Origin of the sequence: Pseudomonas sp. RIT-To-2, assembly GCF_029623465.1 — a bacterium.
In the GTDB taxonomy this organism is placed as follows: Bacteria; Pseudomonadota; Gammaproteobacteria; order Pseudomonadales; family Pseudomonadaceae; genus Aquipseudomonas; species Aquipseudomonas silvicola.
Map to the genome: position 1 here is coordinate 30,165 of NZ_JAPYKM010000006.1, position 25,699 is coordinate 55,863.

The following is a 25,699-nucleotide window of genomic DNA, read 5'->3' on the forward strand; positions in this document are numbered from 1 at the left end:
AGTTCTGCCAACTCCACGCAGGTCTCGGCCAACATGGCTGACGCCGCGGGGCGCCAGCGCGAGGCGGTGGACATGGTCTCCACCGCGTTCCATGAAATGGTCGCCACCGCCAACGAGGTGGCGCGGTCTTGCAGCCAGGCCGCCGACTCCGCCGACAGCGGTCAGCGCCAGGCACGCGAAGGCCAGCAACAGATTGATGCGGCGGTGAACAGCGTCGACCGCCTGAGCCAGGAGATCGAGCAGTCGGCCCTGTCCATCGCGCAACTGGAGCGTGACAGCAACGATATCCAGTCGATCCTGGGCACCATTCGCTCCATCGCCGAGCAGACCAACCTGCTGGCGCTCAACGCGGCCATCGAGGCGGCTCGGGCTGGCGAGCAGGGCCGAGGTTTTGCCGTGGTGGCCGATGAGGTGCGGGCACTGGCCAAGCGCACCGCCGACTCAACGGCGGAAATCGACGGGCTGCTGGGCACCCTGGCGCAGCGCACCAGCCAGGTGGCGCAGCAGATGCATGCCAGCCTTGAGGTGTCGCAGCAGTCGGTGGAACGCATCGGCCAGGCGCGGTCGAGCTTCGGGCAGATTCGCGAGTCGGTGGACGTGATTCGCGACATGAACACGCAGATCGCTACTGCGGCGGAGGAACAGCATCAGGTGGCCGAGGATATCAACCGGCATATCAGTCAGATCCATGGCGATGCGCAACTGGTGGCCGAACTGGCCAATACCGCGCGCAACGATTCCCACAGCCTGGCGGGGCTGTCCAACGAGCTGGATGCATTGGTGCGGCGGTTCAGGACCTGAGGCGCCCTGGTGGCGCGCCGTATCAGGTGCACCGCACGTACCGCCGACGCGGCCAGGTCCGCTGCTACAAGGCTGCGTAGCAGCGGACCTGACCGCGTCAGGGGCAACGCGCAGTGTCTGGGGTATCGCATGGGCCGCCGACGCGGCCGGGTCCGCTGCTACAAGGCCTCGGGCTCAGAAGGCGTAACGCATGCCGAAGTTCAGCCCGTACGGCTGTTCGACACGCTTGCCCTTGGCGTACTCCATGTCGGCGTTCAACTGCACGCGCTCGGCCACCTGGGCCACCAGGCCAATGCCGTATTCGGTACGGCCACCGGCCATGTCATTGCGGTAGAGCCGGTCGTGAACCTGAACTTCATTGGTGTCGGCGAACTCGCGCGCGTAAGCCAACCGGGCGTAAGGCTGCATCAGGCCGCCGTCTGCCGTCATGAGGTTACGGCCCACTTGCAGCCCAGCCTTGCCCAGCATGGAATGGCTGTTTTCGGCATGGGCACCCAACCCGTAGTTCAGCTCATGCTCCTTGCCCTGCAGGGCCACGGCTGACATCTGCCCGAACGGTTTCACGTACCAGCCGTCATCCAGGCCAATGACCTTGCCACCTTCCACCGAAGCGCCCAGCGCCAGGTTGCGGTACTGCCCCTTGATTCGATGACCGGCGTAGTGGGACGACAGGTCATTGCGCAGTTGATTGGCCTTGACCAGGCCATCCACGTAGTAGCCTTCCCGGTTCATCCAGGTGCCGTAGGCGCCCAGAAAATAGCTGGACAGGTAAGCGCTGTCGGGCCCCTTCATGCTGAGGTTCGACCGGCTGTAACCGCCCATCAGGCCTACCCGTGCTTCTTCGCTCAGGCTGGCGTCCACGCCCAGGGTGAAGCCACCCTGACGCTGGGTGTAATCAGCACCGCTGCCGGGCGACACCCGCGACTTGCTGTTCAGGGTTCGCACCCAGACGCCTTCCGGACCACCCTGGTTGCGCAGTTCGTCAAACCGCCCGCGGATGCCCGAAAGCTCGCCGTACCAGGCCTGGGTACCGGCACTGGCGGCTGCCAGGCTGGCGCGCTCGCCCGGGTATTCAGCCAGTGCAGCCTGGCTGGCGATGACCGCGGTAGTCGCCAGAATGGCGAGGGAAAAATGCTTGTTCATGTTCAACCTTCCTTAGTTGGTGCTGTTGGCTTGAACACGCTACTAGGGAAGAAGGGGCATGGAATTAGGACGCAGACAGCAGTGGCTGCCTGATAGGGCTGTGCTGCACGAAGGAAAGTGCGTTACCACGCCGTAGGAAAATAGAAAACACCCCGATCCACATGGGCTGGCTAGCGGAACAACTCACCCGGGGTAGTACCGAACAAGCCTTTGAACGCAGCGATGAACGCCGAGGTCGAGTCATAGCCGCTGGACAACGCCGCCGTGGTCACGCTGTGCCCCTGCTCCAGCGTGTCCAGCGAAGACAACAAGCGCATACGCTGGCGCCAGCCACGAAAACTCAAACCGGTTTCACGCTGGAACAGGCGCATCAGGGTTTTCTCGGAGGTGCCCATGCGGCTGGCCCAGTCGCTGAGGGTCACGGCCAGCTCGGGGTTCTCGATCAGTTCATTGCACAAGGCCAGCAACCGCGGGTGCCGAGGCAACGGCAACGAGAAGCCTACTTCCGGCAAGCTGGCCAGCTGGTCCAGCAGCACCTGCACCAGCCGCGCCTCGGCGGTGTCGCCTTCGGGGTACTCCACCGGCAATTGGCAAAAACCCTTGATGAGCTCCCGCGCCAGCGGCGTCACTTCCAGTACCCGGCAGCGTGACGAGGCCCACGGGCAATCCTCGCGGCGCACATAAAGGCTGCGCATTTCAGCGCGCATGGAGGTCACCACTTCGTGTTCCAGGCCGGCAGGTATCCACACGCCCCATTGGGGCGGTGCGAAGAAGCTGCCCTCGGCGCTGTGCACGCCCAGCACACCGCTGATCGCGTAGGAAAACTGCACCCAGTCATGGGCGTGGGGTGGGGTCCAGGAGCCGGCGCTCAGGCTTTCGGCCCGGGCATACAGGGGGCGTGGCAGGCGCGTGAGTTCGGGAATTCGGCGTGGCAGGCCGGTTTGTCCGTTAGTCGGCATCGGTTGGCCTTATGTCGCAAGACGGCAGAGGATTGCTCACGGTAATCTCTGTGACCAATGATTACAAATCCGTTCGCAGGATCCTGTTATGCAAGCTCTCAAACACCTTAAACGCGTGGTCACCGACTGGTTCCTGCTGGGCATGTTCCTGGCCACCTTGCTGGCCTATTTCTTCCCCCGCTTCGGCGCCAGCGGTGGCTCGATGCACGCCGAAGTGGTGATCAATGCCGGGGTGTTCGTGGTGTTCTTCATGCACGGCATCAACCTGTCGGGCGAGCAGATTCGCCACGGCCTGAAGAACACCCGCCTGCACGTCATGGTGCAGGTGTTCACCTTCGTGGTGTTCCCGCTGATCTGGCTGGCTTGCGACAAGCTGTTCGGCCATTTCGTGTCGCCGACGCTAATGCTGGGGTTCTTCTACCTGTGCGCCCTGCCGTCGACCATTTCCTCCTCGGTCGCCCTCACGGGCAGCGCCTTCGGCAATGTGCCGGCGGCGATTCTAAACGCCAGCCTGTCCAGCGTCCTGGGCATTTTCATCACGCCCTGGCTGGTGAGCCTGGTAGTCGGCACCGGTAGCGGCGGCATCGACCTGGGCAAGACCCTGCTCGACCTGTGCGCCATGCTGTTGCTGCCCCTGGTGCTGGGCCAACTGCTGCGCCCGCTGCTGGGCAAGTTCTTCGCCCGCTACAAGCGCTACACCAACATCATCGACAAAGTGGTGATTCTGTTGCTGGTGTACGCAGCGTTCTGCAACTCGATGGTGTCGGGCATGTGGCAGCAGCAGGGTGACAGTGTGCTGGTCACGGCTTTCGTCGGCACCGCGATCCTGCTGGCGGTGATCCTGGTGCTGACCACCCGCACCGCGAAGGCCCTGCGTTTCAACCACGCCGATGAAGTGGCGGCGGTGTTCTGCGCCACCAAGAAATCCCTGGCGGCCGGGGCGCCCATGGCAGCGCTGATTTTCGGCGCCAACCCCGGCCTGGGCCTGATCCTGCTGCCGATCATGATCTACCATCCGCTGCAGTTGATCGTCTGTTCGGTGATCGCCGAAAGCTATTCGCACCGCAAGAAGACCCAGACCCTGGCCGAGATCGAAGCGCAGGAAACCGTCAGCGCTCGATAATCGCGGTCACGCCCTGGCCACCGGCGGCGCAGATGGAAATCAGCCCACGGCCGCTACCCGTCTGGGCCAGCAATTTGGCCAGGTTGGCCAGGATGCGCCCGCCGGTGGCGGCAAAGGGATGGCCGGCCGCCAATGAACTGCCCTTGACGTTCAACTTGCTGCGGTCGATAGCGCCTAGCGGCGCGTCCAGGCCCAGGCGGGTGCGGCAGTAGTCCGGGTCTTCCCAGGCCTTCAACGTGCACAGCACCTGCGCCGCGAACGCTTCGTGAATCTCGTAGTAATCGAAGTCCTGCAAGGTCAGGCCGTTGCGCGCCAGCAGGCGCGGTACCGCGTAGGCCGGGGCCATCAGCAGGCCCTCGTCGCCCTTGACGAAGTCTACCGCCGCTGCCTCGCCATCGCGCAGGTAGGCCAATACCGGCAGGCCGCGGGCCTGGGCCCATTCCTCGCTGGCCAATAGCACCACCGAAGCGCCATCGGTCAACGGCGTGGAGTTGCCGGCTGTCAGTGTGCCTTTGGCGCTGCGTTCGAATACCGGTTTGAGGCTGGCGAGCTTTTCCAGGGTCAGGTCGGGGCGCAGGTTGTTGTCGCGGGTCAGGCCCAGGAAAGGCGTCACCAGGTCATCGTGCCAACCGTCGGTATAGGCACGGGCCATGTTCTGGTGGCTGTGCAGGGCCAGCAGGTCCTGGTCGTCCCGGTTGATCTGCCAGGTCTGCGCCATCAGCTCGCAATGCTCGCCCATGGACAGCCCCGTGCGCGGCTCGCCGTTGCGTGGCAGTTCCGGTTTGAAGTGGTGCGGGCGCAGTTGCAGCAGGGCCTTGACCTTGTCCCCGGTACCCTTGGCGCGGTTGGCCTGCAGCAGGATCTGGCGCATGCCTTCGCTGACGGCGATGGGCGCATCGGAGGCGGTGTCCACGCCACCGGCAATACCGCATTCGATCTGCCCCAGGGCGATCTTGTTGGCCACCAGCAATGCTGCTTCCAGCCCCGTGCCACAGGCCTGGCTGACATCGTAGGCCGGTGTCTGCGGTGAAAGCCGCGAGCCCAGCACGCACTCACGGGTCAGGTTGAAGTCGCGGGACAATTTCAGCACCGCCCCGGCCGCTACCTCGCCCATGCGCAACCCGTGCAGGCCGAAGCGCTCGATCAGGCCTTCCAGGGCGGCCGTGAGCATGGCCTGGTTACTGGCCCGGGCATAAGGGCCATTGGCGCGGGAAAAGGGGATACGGTTGCCGCCAATGATGGCGACCCGACGCACTGCATTCATGTGAAACTCCCTGTGCGGCTGAGCGAAGAGGCGCTTACAGCCTAGGCGTAAATTCGCCAAACGAACGACTGAGGCGCAAACGTGGTCCACACTTTGAACTCAACCTGCCGGAGAGCGTTCCATGTCCGACCGTTATATCGACTTCGCCAATTCCGACATCGGCCGCCGCCTGGCGGGCGCCGTGGGCCTGCCGACCCCGGCCCGGCTGGAACGCTGGCAGGCCGGACGCCTGCGCCCGGTAGAGGGTGCGCTGCTGGTGGGCGGCGGGCCGCTGGCCCAGCAGGTGGCCGAACTGGCCCCGCGCCTGACCGACAGCGCCTTCGCCTTCGCCACCGAAGGCTCGACCCTGAGTGCCTGGACACCGGGGCTGGGCCCGAAGATCAAGGCAGTGGTGTACGACGCCAGCCATATCAGCGACACCGAACAGCTCAAGCAACTGCGCGAATTTTTTCAGCCACTGATCAAAAGCCTCGACACCAGCGCCCACCTGCTGATTCTGGGCCGCGTGCCCGACGGCCTGGCGCCTGACGCGCACATCGCGCAGAAGGCGATTGAAGGGTTCAGCCGTTCGCTGGCCAAGGAACTGCGCGGCGGCGGTGTCCTGCAACTGTTGCAACTGGAACAAGGTGCGGAGGCCGAACTGGAAGGCGCCCTGCGCTTCTTCCTGTCGCCAAAAAGCGCCTATGTGGACGGCCAGGTCGTGCGCCTGGGGCTTTGTGCCGTGCAGGTCAACGACTGGACCCGGCCCCTGGCCGGCAAGAAAGCCCTGGTCACGGGTGCCGCCCGCGGTATCGGCGCCGCCATCGCTGAAACCCTGGCCCGTGACGGCGCCGAGGTGTTCCTGCTGGACGTGCCCCAAGCCAAGGCAGACCTCGATGCCCTGGCGGCACGCCTGGGTGGCCGCACCATCGACCTGGACATCTGCGCCACCGATGCTGCGCAGCAACTGATTGAGGCCCTGCCGGAAGGCATCGACGTGGTGGTGCACAACGCCGGCATCACCCGCGACAAGACCTTGGTCAACATGACCCCGGAATACTGGGACTCGGTACTGGCAGTCAACCTCAACGCCCCGCACCGCCTGACCCAGGCGCTGTTCGACAGCGGCACGCTGCGCGACAACGGGCGGGTGGTGTTGCTGTCGTCCACCAGCGGTATCGCCGGTAACCGCGGGCAAACCAACTATGCCGCCAGCAAGGCCGGCCTGATCGGCCTGGCCCAGGCATTCGGGCCGAAACTGGCCGAGCGCGGCGCAAGCATCAACGCCGTGGCCCCCGGTTTCATTGAAACCCACATGACCGCGCAGATGCCCTTCGCCCTGCGCGAGGCCGGGCGGCGCATGAACGCCCTGGGCCAGGGCGGCCAGCCCCAGGATGTTGCCGAGGCAGTGGCATGGCTGGCCCAGCCCGGCAGCGGCGCAGTCAATGGCCAAGTGCTGCGCGTGTGCGGGCAAAGCGTGGTGGGGGCCTGACGATGACCATTCAATGGCATGACCTGGACCGCGTCGCCCCGCTGTCGGGGCTGTACACAAAGGCGGCGCTGCGGCGCAAGGTCAGCGGCAAGCAGTTGCCCGATAGGGGCCTGCGTGCCTGGCTGGCGGTGGACAACCAGCGCCTGGCCGATTACCGCGAGGTATGCGGCCTGGGCGGTGGCAGTCTGTTGCCCCTGACGTATCCCCATGTAATGGCCTTCGCCCTGCAGATGCAATTGCTCACTGACCACGACTTCCCCTTTCCGTTGTTGGGCCTGGTGCACCTGAGCAACCGCATCCGCGTGCTGCGGCCCTTGGGTGGCTTGAGCCGGATCCATGCCAGCGTGCATGTGGAAAACCTGCAACCCCATGAGAAAGGCGCCACGTTCAGCCTGGTGACCCGCATCGAAGACACGCTGGGCCCGCTGTGGGAAGAGGACAGCGTGATGCTGTGCAAAGGCGTGCACCTGGACGGCGCGGTCGCCACCGAGGTACAGGCCGGCGCGGCACCGATGATCGAACAGGCCCGCTGGTACGCCGGTAGCGATTGCGGGCGCAAATACGCCAAGGTGTCCGGCGACTACAACCCCATTCACCTCAGCGCCGTCAGCGCCAGGCTGTTCGGCTTCCCTGCCGCCATCGCCCACGGCATGTTCAGCCTGGCCCGAGCCCTGGCGGCGCTGCGCGAGCAACTCCCGGCCGCCAACATCGAGGTTCAAGTGCAGTTTCGCAAACCCGTGCGCCTGCCCAGTGAGGTGGTGCTGTGGGCCAGCGCTGGTGGCTCCAGCGGCCAATTCGAGCTCAAAGGCAAAGGGGAGCTGTCGCACATGGCGGGCCAGTGGTCACCGGTCGCCTGACTGCACAAAGCTTCTAGACAGCCCCCGGCGCGCGCGCGATAAGCTTGGGCCATGAACCCTTCCAATTGGATCGACCTGGCCCAGGACCGCGAGACCGGTATCGAAACCCTGCGCGCCCATTTCTACCAGGGCCATGCCTATGACCCGCACTGGCATGACAGCTACCTGGTGGGCGTCACCGAGCAGGGCGTGCAACGCTTCAACTGCCGGCGCACCCGGCATGACAGCACGCCCGGAAAGATATTCCTGCTCGAACCCGGCGAGATCCACGATGGCGAGGCCCCCGACGAGGCGGGCTTTACCTACCGCATGCTGTACCTGGACCCGCACTGGCTGGAACGCGAGATGGCCGGCCTGTTCGAGGACGCACCCGCGGCTCATGCACTGAGCTTCGCCCACACCCTGAACCAGGACCCGCGCCTGGCCCATGCGGCGTTGTTCGCCTTCGGCGCGTTGCACGGCCAAGAGCTGCGCATCGTGCGCCAGAGCGCCCTGGACGGTCTGGTCGAACGGCTGACCAGCCACCTGCAATGGCGCAAGCGTCAGGATGCCGACCCCCGCCTGCCATTGGTGGCCCTGCGTGCCCGCGATTACCTGCATGCCCACTGCCACCGGGACCTGGGCATGGACGAGCTGGCGCTGGCCTGCAACATCGATCGTTTCCGCCTGACCCGTGCCTTCAAGGCCGCGTTCGGCCTGCCGCCCCATGCCTATCTGGTGCAACTGCGCCTGGCCCGCGCCCGTCGCCTGCTGGCCGGTGGCGCAAGGGTGGCGGACGTTGCCACCGACCTGGGCTTCGCCGACCAGAGCCACCTGGGCCGCTGGTTCATGCGCGCCTATGGCCTGACCCCGGCAGCCTACCGCAAGCGCTGCTCAAACCTTCCAGACTGAACACGCCGCAAGGTCGATCATGGCAGCCCTGCCCTTCCTGGAGCCTGCCATGCTCGCCTTCATGCTGTTCGCCTTCGTCGCCTCCATTACCCCCGGCCCCACCAACCTGCTGGTGTTGAGCAACAGTGCGCGTTTCGGCCTGCGCGCGGTGCTGCCGGTTATTTTCGGCGCCTGCGCCGCTGCGGCGCTGATCGTGCTGGCCGTCGGTACCGGGCTGGGTCGCACCCTGATGACCCTGCCGGGTGTGCAACTGGCCATGACCGTCGCGGGCCTGGCCTGGCTGACCTGGCTGGCGTGGAAGATCTGGGCCGCGCCGGGGCATGCCATCGAGGCCGATCAAGGCCGGCGCCTGGGGCTGGGCGGTGCGGCCGGGCTGCAACTGGTCAACCCCAAGACCTGGATGATGGCGTTGGCGGTAGTCAGCGTGTTCAGTGCCCAGGGGCTGGCGGTGCATTGGCTGGCGCTGGCGTTTTTCCTGGTGTCGTTGCCGTGCATGGGCTGCTGGGCGGTGCTGGGCACAGGTGCAGCGCGCTGGTTGCGTTCGCCGCAGGCGATGCAGCGCATGAACCGGGTGTTGGCGGTGCTGTTGTTGGCTTCCAGCTGGGCCGCCGTGTTGACCCACTGATTAACTTGATTGGATTGTGCTTCAGCCGCCATACAGTTTTTCATCATCGTGGCTCTTGCGCCCCGCGCCCCTGCGCCCCAAGCTTCAGGCACAGGAGAGCCCCATGAACCTCGAAGAACTGACCGAACGCCTGCATCGCATCCGCGATAACAATGACTGGCGTGGTTTCCACAGCCCCAAGAACCTGGCCATGGCCGCCAGCGTCGAAATGGCCGAGCTGGTGGAAATTTTTCAATGGCTGAGCGAAGACCAGTCGCGCCAGCTCCCCGCTGACCAGCTGGAACATGCCGGCCAGGAAGTGGGTGACATCGTCCTTTATCTGCTGCTTTTGTGCAGCGAACTGGGGCTGGACATGGAAACCGTGGTGCGCGCCAAGCTGGCCCACAGCGAACGGCGGTTCGCCAAATGAGCGACCGCCACTTCGATGAGCTGGCGACCCGCTTCGCCGAGAAGATCTACGGCGGGGCCAAGGGCGCCATCCGTCTGGCCGTGCTGCAGGCCGACCTGACCGAAACCCTGCCGCATCGGCCCCTGCGCGTGCTGGACATCGGTGCCGGCCTGGGCCACATGTCGCTATGGCTGGCGCAGCAGGGCCACCAGGTGACTGTGACCGAACCCGCTGCGCCGATGCTCGAAGGTGCTCGCCAGCGCTTTGCCGAGGCAGGCCTGGACGCCACGTTCATCCAGGCACCCTGGCAAGACTTGCCGGGCCTGTTGACCGAGACCTACGACCTGGTGGTCTGCCATGCCGTGCTGGAATGGCTGGCCGAGCCCTTCACACTCCTGCCCGTGCTGCAGCGCCTGGTCGCACCCGGCGGGTGGCTGTCGCTGGCGTTCTACAACCGCGACGCGCTGGTGTACCGCAACCTGCTCAAGGGGCATTTCCGCAAATTGCGCAGCAACGAGCTGGCCGGTGAAAAACAGAGCCTGACGCCGCAGAAACCCCTGGACCCGCGCGAACTGCAAGCGCAACTCGACGGCCACTGGCAGGTCGAAAGCAGAAGCGGTGTACGGGTATTTCACGACTACATGCCAGTCGACTTTCAGAAGAAGGCCGCGCTGGAGGACCTGCTGGAAATGGAGCTGGCCCACCGCCGCCACCCGGCCTACGCGGGCTTGGGCCGCTACCTGCACTGGATCTGCCGTCCCCTCTGACGCAGTGGAGATCACCATGTACCGCCGAACAGCTTTAAGCCTGATGTGCCTGGCCCTGGCGGCTTGCGAGTCGCCCAACCCCTACACCGCCAGCTCGAACCCGCTGCCGCCGGCCCCGGCCCAGGCGGCGCAGACCTTCGACCGCAGTGCGTACCCGGCCACGCCGCGGGACTTCGCCAGTTACCGCAGCTGGACCTGGTTCAACCACCAGCTGCCCCCCGGCAGCCCCGTGGCCGAATCCGACCAGATCGCCGAAGCCGTGAGCGAAGGCCTCGACCAACGCGGCTTGCGCCCTGCCCGCAACGGCCCGGCGGACCTGCTGGTAAGCACCGACGTGCGCATGGAAAAACGCCTGCGCCAGGTCCAGGAGGACTACGACCCGGGTTATGGCTACGGCCCCTATGGCCCTTACGGAGGCTATCCTCCAGTAGTACGCACCTATGAAGTGCAGGTCATGGTGGTAAGGATTACCCTGTTCGATGGCAACACCGGCCAGCCCATCTGGACCACCAGCGCGGAAACCGACGGCCAGGGAAGCAGCAGTCAACGCGGCGATGCACTGCGCAGCGCCGTGAACAAGGCCCTGACGGCCTACCCACCGAGCTAGGGTCTGTATGAAACGCACTCCAGCGAAGGCAAGGCGCACCTGTTTTCAACGCAGCACGGCCGACCTGGAACGTATTTCATAAAGAGCCTAGGTAACTGGAGTACCTCATCATGTTCCGCCGCCTTGCACTACTGTCTGTGGCCGCGCTGCTGCTCAGCGCCTGTGAAAGCAACCAGGTGAACCGCGACTACGACGCCAGTCGCGATTTTGGCGCTTACCGTAGCTGGAGCTGGAAAGACCCAGCGCTGCAGTACCGCCCCGATGACCCGCGCATCAAGAGCGACCTGACCGAGCAGCGCATCCGCGAAGCCGTGGCCAGCGAGCTGGACCAGCGCGGCCTGCGCCCCGCGCCGGCCGGGGCCCGGGGTGACCTGAGCGTGCAAACCTACCTGATCGTGGAAAACAGACAGCAACAGATCACCACCAATTATGGTGGCGGTTGGGGTGGCTACTGGGGCGGCTACTGGGGTGGGCCAATGTACAACGAGACCCGCAGCGTCGACTACAAGGTCGCGACCATTCAGGTAGACCTGCTCGATGGCCACGATGGCAAGCTGGTATGGCGCGGCAGCTCCGAGCAGATCATGAACAACTACCCGCCCAGCCCTGCCGAGCGTAGCGCCGCGATCCAGAAAACCGTGACCAAGGTGTTAGCCAACTACCCGCCTAAATAGCGCCGGGCGTCGCCGTTTCGAACTGCTACGCTCAATGCTATTCACTGGACGTGACAGTGTCGGCAAGGAGTGCCAGATGGCCCCGCGCTTTGCTTTTCCGCACCGGCAACAGGGGGCCATCGGCCTGATGGCGGCCATCACTCTGGGCATGGCGCTATTGTTCATGCTACTGGTGATCGATAGCGGGCGGCTGTACCTGAACAAGCGCCAGTTGCAACGCGTGGTCGACACCGCCGCCCTGGAAGCCTCCAACCTGAATGCCGTGTGCAGTGGCACCGGCGTCAGCGCCCTTACCCAAGCCACGGCCAGCGCAGCGCGCAACGGTTACGTGGCAGGCAATGGCAACACCCTGACGGTCACCTGTGGCACCCTGGCCACCGGCAGCAACAACCTGCGCGCCTTCACTGCCAACGCCAGCGCCACCCAGGCCATTCAGGTGGTGGCCAGCGAGAGCGTGAGCAGCAGTTTCGCCAATGCCCTGTGGTCACTGTTCTCCGGTGGCACCTTCAGCAGCACCACGACGCTGCATGCCACGGCCACCGCCGGCTATGTGGGCAACCCGCTGGCACAACTGAACATCCGCAGTGCACTGGCAACCGTCGACAGTTCGCAATCAGCCCTGCTCAACAGCCTGCTGGGGGGGTTGCTGGGCGGCAGCCTGAACCTCAGCGTGGCCCAGTACAACGGGCTACTCAACACTGACGTCAACCTGCTCAGTTACCTGAACCAGGCGGCGATCACTGCCGGGCTCACCGTGGGCGACTATGACACGCTGCTCAATGCCAACCTGAGCGTGACTACCCTGGTGCAGGCAGCGGCCACCCTGGCCTCGCAAAGTGGCGCGGGGGTGGACGTGACCACTGCGCTGGGGCAGATTTCGGCACTGGGCAATGCCACCACCCTGCAGTTGGGCACGCTGCTGCAGACCACCACGGGGTCTGCCACCGCCGGGTTGAACGGCACGTTGCAACTGCTGACCCTGGTGCAGAGCATCATCGAGGCCGCAGGGGGCAGCAACGCCATCAACCTGGGCACCAACCTGAGCGTGCCGGGGCTGGCCGGGTTGAGTACGCAGATCCGCATCATCGAGCCACCGCAGTTTTCCGCCGTGGGTAACCCGCAGTACGCCAAGGATGCGACCAGCACCGGGCGCATTTATGTGCGCACGGCGCAGGTGCGCATCCTGTTGTCGGTGCAGTTGAGCGCCGTGACCGCGTTGACCAACACGGTCAACGGGCTCGGGTCGGCATTGAATACACTGCTCAAACCAGTGCTGTGCCTGCTGGGTTGTACACTGACGGACGTCAAACTGCTGCCCGACGGGGCAAACCTGGGGGTGGGCATCGATGCAGGTGGCGCGAGCAGTTGGGTAACGGGCTATAACTGCGCCGCTTCGCAGAAAAGCCTGACCGTGGCAGCCAACACCTCGGCCGCCACAGTGGTGATCGGCAATATCAATTCAAGCAGCTTTTTCTCGTCCGCCACCCCCACCGCCAGCTCGCCCTTCAACGTGCTCGATGTGGGTACCACCCAGTGCGGCGCACTGGGGCTCAATTGCGGCACCCGCACCGCATATGGCGGTGGAGGCCTGGGGCTGGCCGTCAACAGCAGCGTGGCGGGCAGCTCTCAGACCCACACCTACAGCAACCCGCCGAACGTTGGGTTGGCCTCGCAGAACTACACCTTTTCATCCACCAATGTGGTCAACAGCCTCAACAGCACTTTGAGCGGGATCAGCCTGATTTCCTACGCGGCGACCACGCCCAACCTGCTCAGTGCGCTGACTTCACTGGTCAGCGGCCTGGTGAACACGGTCGTCGGGTTGGTACTGGCGCCGATCGTTTCCCTGCTCAGCTCACTGGTGGACCCGTTGCTCAACAGCCTGTTGTCGTTGCTGGGAATTGATCTGGCCAACGTCACCGTGGGGGCGAACCTGACGTGTCAAAGCGGCAGGGCGCAGCTGGTGCTTTGATCTGAGGTTTGCGTGGCCCGCTTCGCGAGCTTCGCCCGGTCCCACATGGCCAGTCGCACTACCATGTGGGACCGGGCGAAGCTCGGGAAGCAGACCACGCCTTAATCAGCCCTGGCGATGGGCAGTTCGATACAAAACCGCGCCCCCTCCTCGGTGTTGCTGACACTCAACCGCCCCCCCATGTTTTCAATGATGCCATAGCTCACCGACAGCCCCAGCCCGGTCCCTACCCCCACCGGCTTGGTGGTGAAAAACGGCTCGAAGATTTTCTCCAGCAAGCGCGGTGGAATACCCCCGCCGTTGTCCTGCACGTACAAGCGCACGCGCTCGTCGTCCGCCTCGGCGGTAGTCTCGATCCAGGGCTCGAAGTCGCGGTTGCCTTCACGCTTGGACAGCAGCGCATCACGGGCATTGACCATGAGGTTGATCAGCACCTGCTCCAACTGGTCCACGTGCCCGCGCACGTCAACTTCCAGGGCGATCTCCGGTACCCGCAGCTGCACGCCCTTGCCCTTCATGCCCTCACTGAGCAACGACAAGGTACCTTCCACCGCCTGTTTCGGGTTGAACAACTGCATTTCGATTTCCGAGCGTCTGCCGAACACCCGCATGTGGTCCACCACCCGGGCAGCCCGCTGTACCTGGGCATCGATGCGGTTGAGTTTGTCTTGCAGGTAGTCGATCTGCACGTCGCCATTGCTCAAGCGCTTGAGCACGTTGACGATGGCCATGCGCATCACGTTGAGCGGCTGGTTGATCTCGTGGGCCAGGCCGGTGGCCATCTCGCCGAGGGTCGCCATTTTCGCGCTCTGGGTCAGCTGCTGCTGGGTGCGCCGTACTTCTGTGTTGTCGCGGCCCACGGCCTGCACCTCGATCAACTGGCCGCGCTCATCGAACACGCCACGGTCCGACCACACCCACCAGGCATGCTCGCGGCCCGGCAGTTGCAGGCTGATCTCGGCCGAGCTGACCGGCGCCTGCGGCGTCAGGCCTGCCAGGCGCTGGAGAAAAGCCTCGCGCTGTTCGCTGGACAGCCAGTTGCCCAGGTTGATGCCGGGCAGTTGCTCGGTGGTGCACTCCAGATAGCGCGCCAACGGCTGGTTGCCGAAGGTCAGGGTCAGGTCCGGGCGGTAGCGGCAGATCATGGCCGGCGAGTCTTCGACCAGAATGCGGTAGCGCTCTTCGCTTTGGCGCACCAGTTCGGAGGCTACAGTGGCTTCGGTGATATCCAGCCACAGGCCCACGGCTTCCACCGGCATGCCCAGGTCATCGCGCAACAGGCGGGCTTCGTCCAGCAGCCAGTGGTAATTGCCCTGGCGGTCACGCATGCGGTAGCGGCTGCGCACCGCGCCTTCACGCAGCAACTGGCGGGTGCGCTGGAAATAACCGTCGCGGTCATCGGGGTGTACCCACTGGGCCAGTTCGCCATCCTGACAGTCTTCCAGGGTCCAGCCCAACAGCGGCCGCAGGCTGTCGCTGAAGAACGACGGTTGCAAGGCGCCCTCGGCATAGCGCTGCACGTAGATCACCGCGGGCGAACTGGCGATCACGTTGTCCAGGCGTTTGTGGGCGGCGGCCGCCTGCTGTTGCTGGTTCTTGATGTCGCTGATGTCCAGCATCATGCCTACTACCCGGCGAATGCGGTCGCCCTCCAGCACCCGGCCTTGAATACGAAACCATGCCGGGGGCTCGACGTTGTGCAGGCGCACGCTGAGCATCAGCTCATGGCCGCGTTGCACGTCGCGCAGGCGGCTCTGCAATTCGGCGCGGTCGGCGGGGTGGATCAGCGCCAGCCAGTCCTGTAGCGCCAGCTGCTGCGGCGCCTTCAAGGCCTCGGCCAGGCCAGGGGCCAGTTGCAGGGCGTCACGCTCCGGGAAGAACTCCCACCAACCGGTGCCCATCAAGCCTTGCAAGGTTTCCAGGCGCTCAAGTTCGTGGCGATGGCCGCGCTCGGCCAGGCGTGCCAGCACCGGGCCGGCCAACGCCGCGAACAGGCTCGGGCCTTGCTCGCGAACCAGCGGCGACAGGCCACCGGGCGGCAGTGCACATAATAGCCAGGCCGCGACGCCATGGTTCTCGCGGTAGGGCACCAGGCAGGCAGGGGCGGGTGCCAGCAGTTCAGTGTCCAACACCGTGTGGCTGTCCAGCCCGTGCAGGCCACGGCTGAGCCGCGCCTCGGCCGGCCACAGGGTCAGTTCGCCCGGGCGCAGCCAATCGGCATGCAGCCGCCATTGCGCGCGCTCGTGGTCATGCAACAGCAGGGCAGCGCCGGGCAATTGCAGGTAGGTGGCCACGCTGTGCAGTTGCTCGGCGATGACTTCGTCCAGGCGTTCCAGGCTGCTGAGGCGCAGGCGCTCGCCTATCTCGGCCAGCAGCCGCCGGGATTGCCCGTGGTCCTGTTGCTGGCCGCGCTCGGCCAGCAGGTCGCCCACATCGAACACCTGCAGCACCCAGCCATCGGCCTGATGCTGAACCCAGCCGCGGGTATGCACGGTGCCCTGGGTACCTTTGAATTGCAGGTCCAGGGTCTGGCCCTGCCAGTCGGCCGGCTCGCCTTCGATCACCAGGCGGCTATCGGGCTGCAGGTAACTGGCCAGGCGCCGGTCCGCCGCGGCTGCCAGTTGGTGGCGCAGCGGGCCGCTCAGGCGCAGCACCTGGCCTTGGCCGTCGAGCAGCACCTGGAGGCCGCTGGTGACTTGCGCGGCGACCTCCAGGGGCACCGGCAACGCCACCGCGGGTTGGGCGCGCCAGCGGCCGAACAACTTGTCGCCGGCGCTCAAAGCATCATGCTCGACGTGGCCGTCAGGTTGGTGGGCAAGTTAGGCACTTGGCCGATGCCGGGCAAGGTCAGGAAGGGCATGATGGTGTTGAGGTTGCTGCTGGGGTAGCTGATGGTCACCGTCAGCAGGTTGCCAGCGCCAGCGTAGGTGACGCTGACGTTGCTGGAGGAGAAGTTGAGGGCCGTGGGCAGCCACTTGTTCACCACGGTGGTCACCGCCGTGACAGCGGTGGACTTCACCTGCGCGGTGTAACCGGTACCTGCCGTGGTCGGGTCGATAGCCACGGTCTGGCGGATGGCTTCGGCGCTGGCTTCGTTGAAGCTCTGCATCATCAGCAACGGCAAGCTGTAGGCCACCACCGCGTAGAACGCGGCGAAAAAGATCATGAACACGATGGCGAATTCGATCGCCGCTGCACCTTTTTGCTTATGGGGGAGGCCTGCTTGCATGATCGCGTCTACCCTGACAGTACGCCTGTGTTAGAGCATAGAATCATTCGACGAAAAGGGACGTTTTTTACCGGATGCCAAGCCTAGTACTCCTGATCTGGTTCACCCTCTGCGCCGAACAGGACATCCGCCAGCGGCAGGTTGCCAATGGACTGACCTTGGGCGGAGCCCTGTTTGCGCTTTTCTTCCTGTTCCTGAGCGGCCATAGCTGGCTGGGCGGCACCGTCGAGGAAGCCGGCCTGGCGCTGGCCGTGGCCATGGTGCTGACGCTGCCGGGCTACATGACCGGGCGCCTGGGCGCCGGTGACGTGAAGCTGTTGTGGGCCCTGGCCCTGGCCAGTGACCGTGCCCATGTGCTGGCAACGTTCATCGGCGCCGGGGTGGTCATGATCGCCTGGGCGTGGCTGGGGCCCAGGCTGTGGAAACGCCTCAGCATCAAGCTGCGCAAACGCCTGCACAACCTTGAGCCGGATCCGTCCACCAAGCCGCCGTTCGTGCCCTTCCTGCTGGTCGGCTTCCTGGCTTCGCTAGTCTGGATCCACTGATCGGGGCCGTCACTCCCTCTATGTACATAGTCACAAAGTAGGGCTACTTTCAGATACAGGCGCGGGGCCATCAGCGACCGCCAGGGACACAACCTTCAGCAGGTTGTCAACAGGGAGTTGCGCGTGAACATGCCCGTTTCATCCATGAAGGTGCTGGTGGTTGACGACCAGCCAGCCACCGTCGAAGAACTCTGCGAATTCCTCCAGGGCAACGGCTACGAATGTGTACCGGCGCTCACCAGCTGGCAGGCGCTGGAGTGCTTCGAGCAGCATGGGGGCATTGGCCTGGTGCTGTGCGACCTGCACATGCCGCACATGGACGGTATCGAACTGGTCCGCGAACTCAAGCGCCGGGGCGGCCGGCAGCGCCCGTTCGAACCGATCATGATGACCGGCCGCGCCGACAAGCAGGACGTGATCAAGGCCCTGCGCGAGGGCTTCGTGGACTATTACCAGAAACCCCTGGACCTGGCCGAGCTGCTCGAAGGCCTGCACCGCCATGAGCGCAACCTCGCCGAGCAGCAGGCCCACTACCGGGAACTGGGGCACCTCAACGAAAAACTGCAGTACCTGGCCGAGTCCATCGATGAGCTGTACCACGAACTTGACCGGGCACGGCGGCCGGCACCCGCCAGCGCCTTCCCCGAGCCCGCCGCAGTGCCAGCCGCCTTCGACCGCTTGTCCCCGCGCCAGTTGGCTGTGGCGCAACTGGTGGGCAAGGGCCAGACCAACTACCAGATCGCCTGCGAGCTAGGCATCACCGAAAACACCGTCAAACTCTACGTCAGCCAGGTACTGCGCCTGACCCACATGCACAATCGCACGCAACTGGCGTTGGCACTGGGCCCGGCGCAGCCCCCCGACCGGCGCCGCGCGGGCAACCACTGACGGCTACTTGCCGATCTTGCCCGAGTCATCGTCCCGGTACCATTGCGGGATTTTCAGCGTGTAGCTTTCCAGCCACCGGCGCATCGCCGCCTCATGCTCCATGGCCGTGGTCGCTTGTGGGTTGCGCGAAGCAACCTGGCCGCTGCTCTGCAGTTGCAGCCATTGTTCGGTGCCTTGTTGGGGCGCCGATGACGGCCCGGGCTGAATAGCCCAGGCCGGGGCCGAGGCCAGCGTCAGTACCAGTAACCCGAGGTTGATGCGCATACTGCCTCCTGCTTATTTGGCCGGGGCTTCCAGGGTCGCCACGACCTTGACGCCGCTCTTGAGTTTTTCCGCCCGTGCCTGGGCTGCGTTGACCTGATCGGGGGTGAGGTGGGCCCGGCTGACCAGTTCGGCAGCCTGCTTCCAGTTGTCCTGGTAGATCAGCAGCGTGACCAGGTTGGACGCCGCCAGAGGGTCTTCCTGCTTGAGCTCCATGGCCGTCAGGAACTCGAAGCGTGCGTCGTCCAGGCGCAGTTGGTTGAGGTAGACCACACCCAGGTCGTTGCGGATCTTGTCATCGGTAGGCGACAGCCGCGCCGCCCGCTGCAAGTGGCTCATGGCCAGGCCGTTGTCGCCACGGGCCGCCGCCAGTTGCCCCAGCCCATGCTCGCCTTCGGCGGCCATGCAGGTACCCAGCAAGCCCCGGTAAAGAGGTTCAGCGTCGCTGCGCCCCAACTGGCGCAGCACCCGGGCCTTGCGCAGGCGCACCTGGACCAGGCTGTCCGACAGCCCCTCCAGGTTGGCCAGGCTGGCGTGGAGGCGGCCTTCGTTGGCCATGTCATCGGCCAGGCTCAGCGACAGTTCCTGTTCAGGCGTGGGCTTGGGGCATTCGCCCGGCTTGCCGTTCAGGGCCTGCCAGTCGATACGGCCATCGGCGGCGCAACCGGTCAGGGCCAATAGCAAGGTTGCCAACAGCAGTGCTTTCATCCGTGAAGCTCCAGGGGGTCAATGGGCAAAGGCGCGGGAAATGGCGAGCATGCCGGGCCCGGCCAACACAATGAGCAAGGCAGGAAACAGGAACACCATCATCACCACCGACATCTTGCCCGAGAGTTTGGAAATGTATTCCTGCAGGTTGGTCAGGCGGCGGTCGTCCAGCAGTTGCTTGAGCGACAACAGGGACTTCATCGCCCCGCCCCCCTGGTTGATCAGTTGGCGGAGGATGACGCAGGTGTCGGTGAACTCATCGACCGCCACGGCATGGGCCGCGTGGTCCAACTGCTCACCCAGTTCCAGGCCGGAATCCACGCGGTTGAGCACCAGTTTCAGCTCCGCACTGAGTGCCGGCAGCAGGTTCTGTGATTCAGTGGTCAGCACCCGCAGTGCCTGCTCCACCGCAAGGCCGGATTCGAACAGAATGCGCAGCAACGGAATGAAGGTCGACACTTCACGGCTGATCTGCTGCTTGCGCCGTTCCGCCGCCCAGGCCAGGACCCGCTTGGGCGCGATGTAGCCCACACCCAGGCCGAGCAGCGGCGCCACTATTTCATGGTTCACCGGCAGGAAAAACAGCGCCTGCACGGCCCACACCAGCACAAACACCACCAGGGGCGTGCCCACCTGCCAGGCGGCAAACCGCGAGCGTTGGCCGGCCCTGCGCCAGCCAATTCGATCGAGCAGCAGTTGCGTTTCGCTGTCCAGGCTGATGGCCCGTTGGCCCAGCGGGCTGTCACCCAGGCGTTGCAGCCAGCCACGGGTGCTCTTGACCTCATCGGCTTCGCCACGCAGCCGTCGGTTGACCAGGCGCTGGCGCCGCTGATGTTCCAGCAACTGGTGGACCAGCAACCCGGCTACCGCCAACAGCAACACTGCACTGAGCAACAAGAGCATCTCAGATACTCCTCAGCATGCGCCACAACGCCACGCAGCCGCAGACCTGCAGCACGATGGCGGCAATCAGCATGTGCTGCCCACTGGGGTCCTGCCATACCCTGGACAGATAGGTGGGGTTGGTGACCAGGAAGTAAGCGGCCACCGCCGCCGGCAAGCCCGCCAGCACGTAGGCGGTCAGGCGGGTTTCACCGGTCATGGCCGACAGTTGCCGCGCACCCTGCTCGCGTTCGCGTATCAGCTTGATCAGGTTTTCCAGCAGCTCGCTGGCGTTACCACCGAAGCGCTGGTTGATCCGCAACCCCAGCGCAAACAGGCGAAACTCGTCACGCTCGTACAGTTCGGCGAAGTCTTCCACCGCCTGGTCGAGGCTGACGCCCAGGCGCACGTTACGCTCCACCCGCGCCAGCGCCTCGCGCAGCGGGTCGTAGCTGGCCTCCATCGCGCCCAGCACGGCATCGGCCAAGGTACGGCCGGACTTCAGGCTGCGCACCGTGTAATCAAGCAACGAAGGCAGCTGCTCGATCATGCGCTGCACCCGGCGGCGGTAGCGCCAGCTGACGTAGCCACGCAGTACCAGCGGTGGCGTCACCAACATCAGCAGCATGCCGAACCATTCCCCGGCCAGCGCGCCCAGTAGCGTCAGGCCGGCCCAGATGGCGATGAACAACCAGATTCGGTCGTGGGGCCGGCCCAGCCCGGCACGCAGGAACATACGCTCCAGCCAGCGCATCATCGGACGATCGCTGGCCGCGGCCACCTGCCCTTGACCCAAACGCTCCAGCACCCGCTTGTCACCGCTGTGGCGCATGCCCAGGAAGAACAGCCGCGCCGACAGGCCCAGCAACCCCATGCTCAGCAGCCCCAGCACGATCGGTCCGAGCATGGGTGTGCCCCTCAGTGCACGTGGCTGAAGGAGTCGCGGCGCAGCTTGTCGCCGGCCGGGTTGATGGCCTCGCGCACAAAGCCGTACCCCGTCTGGCGGTCCAGGCGGAACAGCGTATTGGTGACGTAGACATCGTCACGCACACCGACCACCTCGACCACTTCGCTGACGCAACGACGGCCATCGGGGCGCCGCGTCAGTTGAATCACCACGTCCAGTGCCGCGACGATCATCTGCCGCAGGGTTTTCTCGGCCACGGCGCGCCCGGTCAGGCCCACCAGGGTTTCCAGGCGCAGCAGGGCATCCTGGGCGTTGTTGGCGTGCACAGTGCTCATGGAGCCGTCGTGGCCGGTGTTCATGGCCGTCAGCACGTCCACCACTTCCACGCCGCGTATCTCGCCCAGGATGATGCGGTCGGGGCGCATCCGCAGGGCGTTGCGGATCAGGTCCGAAGACTTGACTTCGCCGTGCCCTTCCGCGTTCGGAGGCCGGGTCTCCAGGCGAACCACATGGGGGTGATCCAGTTGCAGCTCGGCCACGTCTTCGATGGTGACCAGCCGCTCATGGGGGTTGATCAACTGGCTGAGAATGTTCAGCAGGGTGGTCTTGCCGGTGCCGGTACCGCCACTGACCAGAATGTTGCAGCGCTTGCCCACGGCCTCCTGAATGAAGTCGTAGATGGCTTGGTCGATGGTCTGGGTGGCCATCAGGTCAGCGCTCTTGAGCATGTCCTTGCGAAACTTTCGAATCGACAGGCACGGGCCGTCCAGGGCAATGGGCGGGATAATGGCGTTGACCCGGCTGCCATCAGGCAGGCGCGCGTCGACCATGGGCGATGACTCGTCCAGGCGCCGGCCCAGTGGCGCAAGGATGCGCTGCATCACCCGTTCCACATGGTGCGAGTCGATGAAACGCAGGTCGGTGTGGTGCAACACCCCTTGGCGTTCGACGAACACCCGGTGCGGGCCGTTGACCAGAATCTCGGTCACGGTGGGGTCGCGCAGCAGTACCTCCAGGGGGCCGAACCCGGTCAGCTCGTCCACCAGTTCCTCGGCCAGGCGCTCCATCTCATAGCGTGACACCGCCAGGTGGCGACGGGCGATGTAGTCACCGACCTTGTCCACCACGAACTGGGCCAATACCGGCCGCGAGCCTTCCAGCAGGTTCTTGCCGGACTCCTCGATGGCATCGATGATGAAGCGGTGCAGTACCAGTTTCAGGCCCTGAGGGTCGCCACTGCCACCCTGGGTACGGCCGCCGCCGAACAGTTTTTCGCTCATTCCTTGCTCCACAGCCGGTTGAACCAGCCCGCGCTTTGCGGCTTGACGCTTTCAGAGCGCTTGGCCAGGCGTTCGCCCAGGGCCTTGAGGCCGTTGGTCAGGGTTTCCCGGGGGGCCAGTTCGAACAGGCTGGCGCCCTGGTTCTTGGCGTTCATGCGTATTTCCGGGCTGAAAGGCAGCACTGACAGCACCGGTAGCCCGTAACTCTTGCCCAATGCATCGGAGTCGGGCACCACCGAGCGCAGGTAACGGTCCACCAGCAGCCGCGCGTGCTGCAGCTTCATGCCTTTCTCGCGCCACAGGTTGAGCACCGCCAGGTTGCGGCGGCATTCCACCACGCTCTGGTCGGTGTACCAGAGCAGCTTGTCGCAGTGGCTTACGAAGGTGCGCAGCGCCTCGCTGTCAGGCTGGCCCATGAGGTTCACGATGATGTGCTGGAAGTGCTGGCGCAGGGCGCTGAGCAGCATGTACAGCTCGGCGGCGCTGGTGGTTTCCAGCGCTTCGTCCTTTTCGCTGTAGGCCAGGATGCTCATGCCTGAGGGGGAGCGCGGGAAGGCGCTGTCGATCATGGTGCCGTCGAGGCGGCGCAGGTTGCGCAGCGCATCGCCGAAATGAAAGGTCGCCTCCAGGTTGAGCATGCCCAGGCTGGCGCCGTGGGGCAGCCCCAGGTCCAGCAGCAAGGTGTGCTGTTTGCTGCGGTGCACCACCAGGCCCAGGTGCGCCGAGAGCAAGGCGCCATCACCGTCGCACTGGGCGCCATACAGTACGGTCAGCGCGCCCAGGTTGGGGTTGGTGGCCACGGGCGGCAGGCGCTTGCTCAGCCGCCTGACCAGCCCCGCTACCTCGCTGGAGCGCGAGCCATAGGCAACAAAGTCGCGGGCGCCGGCCCGCATGGCGTTGAGCACCAGCTGGTTGTCCATGCCGTCGCCCAGCGCTACCACGGCCAGCATCGGCTTGGCTTCCAGGGCACCTTCGATCAGCGCGCACTGATTGCCTACCTGGTCGCGGTCCAGGCCGATGAACACCAGGCTGGCGAAAGTCACGTCCACCAACGCCAGCAGTTCGTCCAGGCTGTCGCCGGCGGCGCCGACCACCTGGCCCAGCGGCGCCAGGGCGCCTTGCAGCCACTCCAGGTCGCCGTCGTTGCGGGTGATGGCGAGGAACGTCTGGCTCAGGCTCTGGCTCATTGGGACAACCCGCTCATTCGGTCGTAGTTACCGTTTTCGAGGAAATACATGCGGTAGAAGTTGGGGTCGTAGTTGCGCATCTTCTCCCCGGGCAAACTCGGCAGCTTCGCATCGGCCGCCAGGGGCCTGACCAGGTGCGGCGTGACCACCATCAGCAGCTCTTTCTCTTCGCGGGTAAGCGCCGAATTGCGGAAGAACGCCCCCAGGATAGGGATGTCACCCAACCCGGGGAACTTGTCCACCGCCGACACCGTCTTGTTGCTGATCAGGCCGCTGATCACGAAACTCTCGCCGTCGGCCAGCGACACGCTGGTATCGGTACGCCGCACATTGAGCGCCGGCACCGTGGTACCGGCGATGGTGATGCCGCCGCTGTAATCCAGCTCACTGACTTCGGGGGCGACCTTCAGGGAAATGCGGTCGCCGCTGACCACCGTGGGGGTCAGCGTCAGGCGAATGCCGAATTCCTTGTACTCGATGGAGATGTTGTTGCTGCCCGCACTCGGTACCGGGATCGGCACTTCACCGCCCGCCAGGAAGCTGGCGCTCTGGCCCGTCAGCGCCACCAGGCTAGGCCGCGCCAGGGTATAGGCGAAGCCGCTGCTCTCGAGCGCGTTGATTACCCCCAGCACCTTGCCGCCGCCGAAGGCGATGTTGAACGTGCCACTGGCCAGCGTCGCGGCCCCGGCCACGTCGCCGATGGCACCCGGCGCCACCGTGCCGCTGACGGTACTGGGTGAGCCAAACAGAAAGTTGGAGCCCTTGCCGAAGATCGACGTGCTGGCCTCTTTGAGTTTGGTGCGGCTGATCTCGACGAAGCGGATATCGGTCTGCACCTGGCTGGGCAAACCGGGGTCGACCGAAGGCGGCCCGCCGCGCGGGTCCATGCCAGCGGTGGCCGCCCCACGGACGAAGACCATGGCTTGGCGTGGCGCCGTGGAACACCCGGTCCAGAGCATCAGGCTGGTGGTGCCTGGGGCCACGCCGGTCAGCAGCACGCCGTTGTCACCCGCTTCGCGCACGTCAGCGATTTTCGGTTCGCCCACCGCTACCCGGGTAATGGCTACCGGGCTGTGCACCTCGGTCTGGCCGCCTTGCTCTACCTCGAACACGCCGGGCAACGCAGGCAACTGCCCGCAACCTGCCACGGCGGCCTGAACCGCGGGCACACAACATCCCGCCAGCAGCACGCTGTAAATCACTCGCTGGAAAACTGGCACGGTACGACAGCTCATTGAAGGCATCCTTGCTGTAATTCAGGGCGTTTGCGCGTTGGCCTGTTTGTCTACCACGGCTCCACGAATCACTTCCATCTTGCGCCGCGCCGGGGCTGGCCCCGCAGGCGCTGGCGTTGCGTTGGTCATCGCCAGTTGGCTGAACTGCAGCAATTGGCGGTTGGTGCTTTCCACGGCCTCTATCGCGCCCGGGTCGCCAGCCCAGTAATGGGCCAGGCGCTGTTCATCGGCACTGCGCACGGCCAGGCGCAGGGTTCCGGCCTGCGCCCCGAGCATCAACCGGCTGACCAGCGCCTGGGGCACGGCCAGCACCACGGTGCGCGCGGCCCGGCGGTTCTTGTCGTCAGGCACGGCGTCGGGCGCCGCAGGCTGGCCGTTATTGGCCGGGCCCAACTGGTCGCCGACGCTGAGCACCCGTACCGCGGGTACCACCACCTGGGCGGAAGCCAGCGGGTTGCTCTGGTCCTGACGCAAGTACAGCATCACATCCACATAATCGCCGGGGGTCAATTGACCGGCGGCGCTGATCACCTCGTCAACCGCCACCGCAAGGGCACGCTCGTCCGGGCGGATCATGCGCGCCAGCGGGCCGCCAGGGCTGAACGAATCGTCACTGAGCCAGGTACCCCCCGCCAGCGGGCGCCAGGTACTGCGGCCCACCGCCTTGTCCACGGAGGCGAGGCTGCCCGGCGGGGCAATGCGCACCTTTTCCAGCGCCAAATCCGTGGCCACCAGCGGCACGTTAGGCGCCACGTCATGGGCCAGCACCACCACGGGCTGAAGCAGGTCGGGGGGCGTGGGCGCCGCGGTTTGTGGCTGCGCTGCGCTGGTGGACGCGGCAGCCTCAGGTGCGGGCGCGGGTGCCGCAGGGCGGCTGAGGACAATGCCCCAGTACCCTGCGATCAGTGCACCCACCAGAAAAAGGCCTGCCAGGATCATGGTGAAACGACTGCTCATCTGGGCGCCTCCCTATGCCTCAACCGTCATCCTTGCCAACAGTGGCCCTGTACAGGTGTTAAGTGGGTGAAACCGTTT

At 65.1% G+C, this 25,699-nt stretch carries 26 protein-coding genes; 13 read left to right on the forward strand and 13 right to left on the reverse strand.

Going from position 1 to position 25,699, the window contains the following annotated elements; translation table 11 throughout:
- Positions 1-72: 72 nt before the first annotated feature.
- A complete protein-coding gene (locus QBK88_RS30850) occupies positions 73-801 on the forward strand; it encodes a methyl-accepting chemotaxis protein (protein WP_445764908.1) in 729 nt (242 codons plus the stop codon).
- 174 nt (positions 802-975) lie between these two features.
- On the opposite strand, the gene QBK88_RS07400 is transcribed toward QBK88_RS30850, so the two are convergent.
- On the reverse strand, positions 976-1,944 hold the full coding sequence (locus QBK88_RS07400) for an autotransporter outer membrane beta-barrel domain-containing protein (RefSeq protein WP_277961534.1): 969 nt from the start codon (positions 1,942-1,944) through the stop codon (positions 976-978).
- 170 nt (positions 1,945-2,114) lie between these two features.
- Positions 2,115-2,903 carry an AraC family transcriptional regulator gene (locus QBK88_RS07405; RefSeq protein ID WP_277961535.1) on the reverse strand — a complete coding sequence of 263 codons (789 nt, stop codon included), beginning with the start codon at positions 2,901-2,903 and terminating at the stop codon, positions 2,115-2,117.
- Between the two features lie 88 nt (positions 2,904-2,991).
- Here QBK88_RS07405 and QBK88_RS07410 point away from each other — a divergent pair, with 88 nt between their 5' ends.
- The gene (locus QBK88_RS07410; RefSeq protein WP_277961536.1) at positions 2,992-4,026 is read left to right on the forward strand and encodes a bile acid:sodium symporter family protein; all 1,035 of its coding nucleotides are present in this window, start codon (positions 2,992-2,994) and stop codon (positions 4,024-4,026) included.
- Here the strand turns inward: QBK88_RS07410 and QBK88_RS07415 are convergent.
- Positions 4,013-5,290 carry an acetyl-CoA C-acetyltransferase gene (locus tag QBK88_RS07415; protein WP_277961537.1) on the reverse strand — a complete coding sequence of 426 codons (1,278 nt, stop codon included), beginning with the start codon at positions 5,288-5,290 and terminating at the stop codon, positions 4,013-4,015. The genes QBK88_RS07410 and QBK88_RS07415 overlap by 14 nt on opposite strands.
- 121 nt (positions 5,291-5,411) lie before the next feature.
- On the opposite strand from QBK88_RS07415, the gene QBK88_RS07420 reads away from it, so the two are divergent.
- The 9 genes from QBK88_RS07420 (at position 5,412) to QBK88_RS07460 (ending at position 13,542) form a co-directional block, all read left to right on the forward strand.
- Entirely contained in the window at positions 5,412-6,761 is a 1,350-nt protein-coding gene (locus QBK88_RS07420) for a 3-oxoacyl-ACP reductase (protein WP_277961538.1), read from the forward strand.
- Between the two features lie 2 nt (positions 6,762-6,763).
- Positions 6,764-7,618 carry a MaoC/PaaZ C-terminal domain-containing protein gene (locus QBK88_RS07425; protein WP_277961539.1) on the forward strand — a complete coding sequence of 285 codons (855 nt, stop codon included), beginning with the start codon at positions 6,764-6,766 and terminating at the stop codon, positions 7,616-7,618.
- A gap of 51 nt (positions 7,619-7,669) precedes the next feature.
- The gene (locus tag QBK88_RS07430) at positions 7,670-8,509 is read left to right on the forward strand and encodes an AraC family transcriptional regulator (protein ID WP_277961540.1); all 840 of its coding nucleotides are present in this window, start codon (positions 7,670-7,672) and stop codon (positions 8,507-8,509) included.
- Positions 8,510-8,528: 19 nt separating this feature from the next.
- On the forward strand, positions 8,529-9,134 hold the full coding sequence (locus QBK88_RS07435) for a LysE family translocator (protein ID WP_277961541.1): 606 nt from the start codon (positions 8,529-8,531) through the stop codon (positions 9,132-9,134).
- Between the two features lie 103 nt (positions 9,135-9,237).
- Entirely contained in the window at positions 9,238-9,543 is a 306-nt protein-coding gene (locus QBK88_RS07440; protein ID WP_277961542.1) for a MazG-like family protein, read from the forward strand.
- The gene (locus QBK88_RS07445; protein WP_277961543.1) at positions 9,540-10,289 is read left to right on the forward strand and encodes a methyltransferase domain-containing protein; all 750 of its coding nucleotides are present in this window, start codon (positions 9,540-9,542) and stop codon (positions 10,287-10,289) included. The genes QBK88_RS07440 and QBK88_RS07445 overlap by 4 nt, the downstream gene beginning before the upstream one ends.
- Before the next feature lie 16 nt (positions 10,290-10,305).
- Positions 10,306-10,896, forward strand: coding sequence for a DUF4136 domain-containing protein (locus tag QBK88_RS07450; RefSeq protein WP_277961544.1), 591 nt, complete (start codon positions 10,306-10,308; stop codon positions 10,894-10,896).
- Positions 10,897-11,006: 110 nt separating this feature from the next.
- Positions 11,007-11,570, forward strand: coding sequence for a DUF4136 domain-containing protein (locus QBK88_RS07455; RefSeq protein WP_277961545.1), 564 nt, complete (start codon positions 11,007-11,009; stop codon positions 11,568-11,570).
- Positions 11,571-11,646: 76 nt separating this feature from the next.
- The gene (locus tag QBK88_RS07460) at positions 11,647-13,542 is read left to right on the forward strand and encodes a pilus assembly protein TadG-related protein (RefSeq protein ID WP_277961546.1); all 1,896 of its coding nucleotides are present in this window, start codon (positions 11,647-11,649) and stop codon (positions 13,540-13,542) included.
- A 101-nt stretch (positions 13,543-13,643) separates the two neighbouring features.
- Here the strand turns inward: QBK88_RS07460 and QBK88_RS07465 are convergent, their stop codons facing one another.
- A complete protein-coding gene (locus QBK88_RS07465; RefSeq protein WP_445764905.1) occupies positions 13,644-16,322 on the reverse strand; it encodes an ATP-binding protein in 2,679 nt (892 codons plus the stop codon).
- Positions 16,319-16,771: a TadE/TadG family type IV pilus assembly protein gene (locus QBK88_RS07470; protein WP_277961547.1), complete on the reverse strand. Its 453-nt coding sequence runs from the start codon at positions 16,769-16,771 to the stop codon at positions 16,319-16,321. Before QBK88_RS07470 ends, QBK88_RS07465 begins: the two co-directional genes overlap by 4 nt.
- 74 nt (positions 16,772-16,845) lie before the next feature.
- Between QBK88_RS07470 and QBK88_RS07475 the strand changes: the two genes are divergently transcribed.
- Positions 16,846-17,316: a prepilin peptidase gene (locus QBK88_RS07475; RefSeq protein ID WP_277961548.1), complete on the forward strand. Its 471-nt coding sequence runs from the start codon at positions 16,846-16,848 to the stop codon at positions 17,314-17,316.
- 123 nt (positions 17,317-17,439) lie between these two features.
- Positions 17,440-18,204, forward strand: a complete 765-nt coding sequence (locus QBK88_RS07480) for a response regulator transcription factor (RefSeq protein WP_277961549.1) — start codon at positions 17,440-17,442, stop codon at positions 18,202-18,204.
- Positions 18,205-18,207: 3 nt separating this feature from the next.
- Here the strand turns inward: QBK88_RS07480 and QBK88_RS07485 are convergent, their stop codons facing one another.
- Genes QBK88_RS07485 through cpaB form a run of 8 tightly spaced genes read right to left on the reverse strand, consistent with a single transcriptional unit; the run spans position 18,208 to position 25,621 of the window.
- Positions 18,208-18,468: a DUF3613 domain-containing protein gene (locus QBK88_RS07485; protein ID WP_277961550.1), complete on the reverse strand. Its 261-nt coding sequence runs from the start codon at positions 18,466-18,468 to the stop codon at positions 18,208-18,210.
- A gap of 12 nt (positions 18,469-18,480) precedes the next feature.
- Positions 18,481-19,173 carry a tetratricopeptide repeat protein gene (locus tag QBK88_RS07490; protein ID WP_277961551.1) on the reverse strand — a complete coding sequence of 231 codons (693 nt, stop codon included), beginning with the start codon at positions 19,171-19,173 and terminating at the stop codon, positions 18,481-18,483.
- An 18-nt stretch (positions 19,174-19,191) separates the two neighbouring features.
- Positions 19,192-20,076, reverse strand: coding sequence for a type II secretion system F family protein (locus QBK88_RS07495; protein WP_277961552.1), 885 nt, complete (start codon positions 20,074-20,076; stop codon positions 19,192-19,194).
- A gap of 1 nt (position 20,077) precedes the next feature.
- Positions 20,078-20,962: a type II secretion system F family protein gene (locus QBK88_RS07500; protein ID WP_277961553.1), complete on the reverse strand. Its 885-nt coding sequence runs from the start codon at positions 20,960-20,962 to the stop codon at positions 20,078-20,080.
- 11 nt (positions 20,963-20,973) lie between these two features.
- Entirely contained in the window at positions 20,974-22,242 is a 1,269-nt protein-coding gene (locus QBK88_RS07505; RefSeq protein ID WP_268145820.1) for a CpaF family protein, read from the reverse strand.
- Entirely contained in the window at positions 22,239-23,429 is a 1,191-nt protein-coding gene (locus tag QBK88_RS07510; RefSeq protein ID WP_277961554.1) for a pilus assembly protein, read from the reverse strand. The genes QBK88_RS07505 and QBK88_RS07510 overlap by 4 nt, the downstream gene beginning before the upstream one ends.
- Positions 23,426-24,664, reverse strand: coding sequence for a type II and III secretion system protein family protein (locus QBK88_RS07515; RefSeq protein WP_277961555.1), 1,239 nt, complete (start codon positions 24,662-24,664; stop codon positions 23,426-23,428). Before QBK88_RS07515 ends, QBK88_RS07510 begins: the two co-directional genes overlap by 4 nt.
- A gap of 21 nt (positions 24,665-24,685) precedes the next feature.
- On the reverse strand, positions 24,686-25,621 hold the full coding sequence (gene cpaB, locus QBK88_RS07520) for a Flp pilus assembly protein CpaB (RefSeq protein WP_277961556.1): 936 nt from the start codon (positions 25,619-25,621) through the stop codon (positions 24,686-24,688).
- Positions 25,622-25,699 lie beyond the last annotated feature (78 nt).

Excerpts from the sequence above, each read along its gene's own strand:
- QBK88_RS30850 (WP_445764908.1), top strand. The coding sequence starts at position 73 with ATGGTCTCCACCGCGTTCCATGAAATGGTCGCCACCGCCAACGAGGTG.
- QBK88_RS07400 (WP_277961534.1), bottom strand. The coding sequence starts at position 1,944 with ATGAACAAGCATTTTTCCCTCGCCATTCTGGCGACTACCGCGGTCATC.
- QBK88_RS07405 (WP_277961535.1), bottom strand. The coding sequence starts at position 2,903 with ATGCCGACTAACGGACAAACCGGCCTGCCACGCCGAATTCCCGAACTC.
- QBK88_RS07410 (WP_277961536.1), top strand. The coding sequence starts at position 2,992 with ATGCAAGCTCTCAAACACCTTAAACGCGTGGTCACCGACTGGTTCCTG.
- QBK88_RS07415 (WP_277961537.1), bottom strand. The coding sequence starts at position 5,290 with ATGAATGCAGTGCGTCGGGTCGCCATCATTGGCGGCAACCGTATCCCC.
- QBK88_RS07420 (WP_277961538.1), top strand. The coding sequence starts at position 5,412 with ATGTCCGACCGTTATATCGACTTCGCCAATTCCGACATCGGCCGCCGC.
- QBK88_RS07425 (WP_277961539.1), top strand. The coding sequence starts at position 6,764 with ATGACCATTCAATGGCATGACCTGGACCGCGTCGCCCCGCTGTCGGGG.
- QBK88_RS07430 (WP_277961540.1), top strand. The coding sequence starts at position 7,670 with ATGAACCCTTCCAATTGGATCGACCTGGCCCAGGACCGCGAGACCGGT.
- QBK88_RS07435 (WP_277961541.1), top strand. The coding sequence starts at position 8,529 with ATGGCAGCCCTGCCCTTCCTGGAGCCTGCCATGCTCGCCTTCATGCTG.
- QBK88_RS07440 (WP_277961542.1), top strand. The coding sequence starts at position 9,238 with ATGAACCTCGAAGAACTGACCGAACGCCTGCATCGCATCCGCGATAAC.
- QBK88_RS07445 (WP_277961543.1), top strand. The coding sequence starts at position 9,540 with ATGAGCGACCGCCACTTCGATGAGCTGGCGACCCGCTTCGCCGAGAAG.
- QBK88_RS07450 (WP_277961544.1), top strand. The coding sequence starts at position 10,306 with ATGTACCGCCGAACAGCTTTAAGCCTGATGTGCCTGGCCCTGGCGGCT.
- QBK88_RS07455 (WP_277961545.1), top strand. The coding sequence starts at position 11,007 with ATGTTCCGCCGCCTTGCACTACTGTCTGTGGCCGCGCTGCTGCTCAGC.
- QBK88_RS07460 (WP_277961546.1), top strand. The coding sequence starts at position 11,647 with ATGGCCCCGCGCTTTGCTTTTCCGCACCGGCAACAGGGGGCCATCGGC.
- QBK88_RS07470 (WP_277961547.1), bottom strand. The coding sequence starts at position 16,771 with ATGCAAGCAGGCCTCCCCCATAAGCAAAAAGGTGCAGCGGCGATCGAA.
- QBK88_RS07475 (WP_277961548.1), top strand. The coding sequence starts at position 16,846 with ATGCCAAGCCTAGTACTCCTGATCTGGTTCACCCTCTGCGCCGAACAG.
- QBK88_RS07485 (WP_277961550.1), bottom strand. The coding sequence starts at position 18,468 with ATGCGCATCAACCTCGGGTTACTGGTACTGACGCTGGCCTCGGCCCCG.
- QBK88_RS07490 (WP_277961551.1), bottom strand. The coding sequence starts at position 19,173 with ATGAAAGCACTGCTGTTGGCAACCTTGCTATTGGCCCTGACCGGTTGC.
- QBK88_RS07495 (WP_277961552.1), bottom strand. The coding sequence starts at position 20,076 with ATGCTCTTGTTGCTCAGTGCAGTGTTGCTGTTGGCGGTAGCCGGGTTG.
- QBK88_RS07500 (WP_277961553.1), bottom strand. The coding sequence starts at position 20,962 with ATGCTCGGACCGATCGTGCTGGGGCTGCTGAGCATGGGGTTGCTGGGC.
- QBK88_RS07505 (WP_268145820.1), bottom strand. The coding sequence starts at position 22,242 with ATGAGCGAAAAACTGTTCGGCGGCGGCCGTACCCAGGGTGGCAGTGGC.
- QBK88_RS07510 (WP_277961554.1), bottom strand. The coding sequence starts at position 23,429 with ATGAGCCAGAGCCTGAGCCAGACGTTCCTCGCCATCACCCGCAACGAC.
- QBK88_RS07515 (WP_277961555.1), bottom strand. The coding sequence starts at position 24,664 with ATGAGCTGTCGTACCGTGCCAGTTTTCCAGCGAGTGATTTACAGCGTG.
- cpaB (WP_277961556.1), bottom strand. The coding sequence starts at position 25,621 with ATGAGCAGTCGTTTCACCATGATCCTGGCAGGCCTTTTTCTGGTGGGT.